Below are 4,356 nucleotides of genomic sequence, written 5' to 3'. Positions count from 1 at the left end.
GATCGGGTAAAATGTATTGACTCTGAGGAGAAAATGGGTTAGTTTTTGGAGTGCGAACCTTTAGGTTTGCCAAAAAGGTAAAGCTAAAGCTTTACACTCCAGTTATTATACTTCGATGAAAAACTTAGAAGCCATCCGCACTAGATATTTAAAACAGGATTCAGCCAGACGCTTAGGCGGACTGGCAGCAAATTTAGCCCGTATTGCCTCATTCGTAGATAATCCAAATAATTTCAAAGCTGTGGAAACTTTAATAGAGGAGAGTAAATTTTTAATAGAATGGATAGCGCCTGATTTTCCTTTGGATGTGCAAACCAACCTAATCGAACTCCAGATCCAGCTCTCCCTCTGGCATCTCAAGTTTCCTAAAATTTGCCAAAATCCTGAGTCTCTAAAAAATTTAATTACCCAAGCTTCTGCTTGGTCAAAAGAGCTTTTGAAATTGTCAGGATTGATGGAAAGTGATTAGATGTTTCGGATACAAATGAGGACTAGAAAATATTGACTCTGAAGAGAAAACACGGTAAATTAAAGGAAAAATCACCAATTATTTTCTAAAAACATCTATCTATTCAGGGAGGTCAAGCAAATGAAATCAGATATTGAAAAACAAGATATGTTAATAGGATTTTTGGCACTTCATGAAACATCAATTCGCGATGGATATCTTGGTGCAATTCTTATTACTGATCTTCAAGGAATACCTCAGGAATTCAGATGTACACATCCAGTCAAGCCAACTACCATTCAAAAGCCACTTTATGGAGATACTCTCGAACCTTATATCGGGGTTAACCTCTGTGGAATACCATTGATACAGTCGATACAGAATAAACCGTCCTTAATAATAATTCATAAAGAGTTTCTCCTTGATGTGAGAAAAGCAAGTTCCTGTCCAGTTATATTTATTCGCAGAGCAGGAGAGGCAATAGATTTTAAACCGGCTAATAATTCAGAGGTTATTCTAAAAAGGGAGAGAGTGGATAGCTCTACTGGAAAATTCCAACCTGTCGTATTTACACCACATCCTGATTTTGATGATGACATAACATCCACAAGAGAAATTTTTGAAAAAATCTTAAACTATCTCGATCCTCTTGAACCATTCGAGAGAATGGCAAAGGCGATTGAAGTGCTTGGTAAACAAGATAAAAGATTTCAATAATTATCAATACGATGCTTTTAAATAATCTTAAGTTTTTGGAAAGATCCAAACTAAAGCTGGTTAGCAAAATATTCCCAGTTAAGAGAACGGAAATACTTTTACTTGATAAGCTAGAGATAGACCTAAAGGAAGCAAAGATAAATCAGATTAATATTCCGTCTATTTCTTCGCCACAGATTACTACTGACTTCTGCCCTGTGAACCCTGAAATTATTGAACTAAAAACTCTTCTGGAAGATCGAGGAGTAATGGATTTAACTCTTTGGCTGAAGGAACAGCTTTCGTATCCAGAAATAGAATTTTTTCCACTCCTTTTAAATTTACCGAAGAAGGCTGGGAAATCATACGGGCAAATCGAAGTAAAAGATAGACAAGCCACCCTATTTGAGCCTGAAGAAGGGAATAAGGACTGTATTCACGGAATGAAAAAGAGCTGGTGTCATATATGCATTGAAAATGAAAAACGAGACAGAGAAAAAGCTGAATCCGGTGTTGATACATTCGATCTAATTTTCCCCATCCTTCAGCCTCCATTAGGCGAAAACTTCGATAGCCCAATTGCTTTCCAACTAGGAAGGGAACCTTATCCTTTCCAGCGTGTAGGTGTCAAATTCCTTTTAGAGCATGAAAGAGCGTTACTGGGGGATGAGATGGGCTTGGGAAAGTCAATACAAGCTATTGTTGCTATTCGATTCTTATTTCGTATGGGAAAAGTAACCAACGGTCTTATACTTTGTCCTAAATCTGTTTTAACAGACTGGGAAAGAAAACTTTGGGAATGGGCACCAGAGTTAAGAGTAATTAAAGTACGTGGACCAAAAGAGCAGAGAGAGGTCTTTTGGAATAGTCCAGCACATATCTATCTAACGACTTATGAAACCATGAGACAGGATTTAGTCAGTTCGCTTGGAGGTGTCGAAGTGGAAATTAATGCTGATGGAAGCCACATTATTAATTGTCCAAATAAAGAGTGTTCTGAAAGACTTCGTATGCGTAAGGAATTATTGGGAATCCAAGTACAATGCCCAACTTGTCATCACGTTTTCAGCTACACACCTGGTGAAAATATCACCAGGAAACAGTTTGATCTTATCGTCTTAGATGAAATTCAGAAGATTAAAAATCCGGGTGCCGATATTACCAAAGCAACTCGTCAAATTGACGCCCGTTTTCGTTGGGGATTGTCTGGGACACCATTAGAAAATCGTTTAGAAGAATTAATCTCCATCTTTGCATATCTGAAACCAGGTTTATTACATTATGATGATGCCTCAAAACCTAAGAAAATAAAAACTGCTATTAATCCTTATCTTCTCAGGAGGAGAAAAACAGATGCTCTACCAGAATTACCTGAAAAATTTTGTGACGAGAAATGGCTTGAACTATCCTCCGCCCAAAGAGAAGCATACATTAAAGCTGAACAAGAAGGCATTGTGGCTTTAAATGATCAGGGTGATTCAGTCACGATTCAGCATATTTTAGCTCTCATTACAAAGCTCAAACAAATTTGCAATATAGATCCAGCAACTAAAGAGAGTTGTAAACTGGAATATCTGTTAGAGAAATTAGAAGAAGTTACTGAGCAGGATGATAAAGCTCTAGTGTTTTCTCAGTATCCAGAAAAAACGCTTAAATTCTTAGAGCCAGAACTCAAGAGATTTAATCCTCTTGTCTATCATGGTTCACTTTCCGATAGCCAGCGTGACAATATCGTTAAGAAATTTCAAGATGAAGAAGATAGTAAGGTTTTGCTTATTTCAGTCAAAGCAGGTGGGTTGGGATTAACCTTAACTAGAGCCAATTATGTATATCACTTTGATATGTGGTGGAATCCGGCTGTGGCAGCTCAAGCCGAGGATAGAGCGCATCGAATAGGTCAAAAAAAGAGGGTTTTTGTTACATCTCTTCTCACTGTGAATACCATCGAGGAAAGGATACAGAACCTTCTTGATAGTAAACGTCAGCTATTCAAAGAAGTTATTGATGACCTGAGCGATTCAAATCTCTCAAGGGTTATGACTGAGGATGAATTATTTGGTTTATTTGGACTTCAGAAATCAAAACGTGCTTCAGCAACCAAGATTGCACATAAGAATTTAGCAACTCCGGAACTTTTAACGAGCATCTCGCCACCACAATTTGAAGAATTGATTTCTAATCTCTATGCAAAAATGGGATATCACGTAAAATTAACTCCTCAAACAAAAGACAGAGGTATTGATATCTATGCAAAACGTCTCAGTGAAAGCGGCACAGAATCTCTAGCTATTCAGTGTAAACATTATCCTAATGGGATAGTAGGGGTTGAGCATGTCAGGTCATTATATGGAGTGATTCACGATCAACCAAGCATAACAAAGGGCGTTTTGATAACTAGCGGTGAATTCTCTAAAGAGTGTAAGCAATTTGCGAATGGAAAACGTATTGAACTTTTTGATGGCACGTATCTCTGTGGTTTGTTGGAAAAGTATAATATATCCATTTAACAAGAGAATTTTTATCCTCCCTAACTAACTCTCTCCCCCTTCTGATATTCTTTAAACAAACCCTCTTTTCTAATCCCCGTCTCCACAATTTCCCACGGAAAAAAATACTCTTTTGTTTTTTCTCCAAAAGCCAAAAACTCCGCATCAACTCCTGCCTTCCTAAACGCCTGAGCCAGAGGCAGATTTTCTTTTATGTGATAATAAAGCCCCATCCCCACCTTTCTATCCCCCTGTGATAATACCCCTTGCAGGACTGCTTCTTTTATGCTTTTCTTCTCAAACTTTACTCCTTTTAAGCCTCTTACCCCATCCGAGATTATTTTCAGTTTTTCCCGTAACGATTTTTCAGAGTCCATTGGTGCCCATTGGAAAGGGGTGTGTGCTTTGGGCACAAAAGGGTTTATGGAGAGGATGATCTCCCTGTGGAGAGCTTTGCCTCCTCTACTCTCACGGGAGACCACGAGGGTCTCCCCTACGAAGATCTCATGGATCTTCTTGACCAAATCCACAACCCCTGCAACATCCTTTGTTGTCTCAAAAGGCAGCCCGATGATAAAATAAAGCTTCAGCTTTTCCAGATTCTTTTCCCTTGACAGCCGGGCGGCGCACAGAACATCCTCACGGTCAATCCTTTTGTCGATAATCTTCCACATCCTTTCAGTCCCGGCTTCAGGGGCTAAGGTCAAAGTCCTAAGTCCAGACTTT

General features: G+C 38.8%; 4 protein-coding genes. 3 read left to right on the top strand and 1 reads right to left on the bottom strand.

What is annotated here, in order from left to right; translation table 11 throughout:
• The first annotated feature begins 115 nt into the window (after window positions 1-115).
• The 3 genes from MUP17_08655 to MUP17_08645 all read left to right on the top strand — a co-directional run bounded on the left by MUP17_08655 (window position 116) and on the right by MUP17_08645 (window position 3,651).
• Window positions 116-469 carry a hypothetical protein gene (locus MUP17_08655; GenBank protein ID MCJ7459046.1) on the top strand — a complete coding sequence of 118 codons (354 nt, stop codon included), beginning with the start codon at window positions 116-118 and terminating at the stop codon, window positions 467-469.
• Window positions 470-589: 120 nt separating this feature from the next.
• Window positions 590-1,165 (top strand): hypothetical protein, encoded by a 576-nt coding sequence (locus tag MUP17_08650; protein ID MCJ7459045.1) that lies wholly within the window; start codon window positions 590-592, stop codon window positions 1,163-1,165.
• Between the two features lie 35 nt (window positions 1,166-1,200).
• Complete coding sequence (locus MUP17_08645; protein MCJ7459044.1) at window positions 1,201-3,651, top strand: SNF2-related protein; 2,451 nt, start codon at window positions 1,201-1,203, stop codon at window positions 3,649-3,651.
• Window positions 3,652-3,671: 20 nt separating this feature from the next.
• Here MUP17_08645 and MUP17_08640 read toward each other — a convergent pair.
• Window positions 3,672-4,356, bottom strand: a 685-nt coding sequence (locus MUP17_08640) for a radical SAM protein (GenBank protein ID MCJ7459043.1), incomplete at its 5' end; no start/stop codon positions are given.

The organism is Candidatus Zixiibacteriota bacterium, from assembly GCA_022865345.1.
Lineage (GTDB): Bacteria > Zixibacteria > MSB-5A5 > MSB-5A5 > RBG-16-43-9 > RBG-16-43-9.
Note: the sequence above shows the minus strand (reverse complement) of the source record. Positions and strands in the feature narration are given on the sequence as shown.

Coding starts and splice junctions, on each gene's coding strand:
- MUP17_08655 (MCJ7459046.1), top strand. CDS start 116: ATGAAAAACTTAGAAGCCATCCGCACTAGATATTTAAAACAGGATTCA.
- MUP17_08650 (MCJ7459045.1), top strand. CDS start 590: ATGAAATCAGATATTGAAAAACAAGATATGTTAATAGGATTTTTGGCA.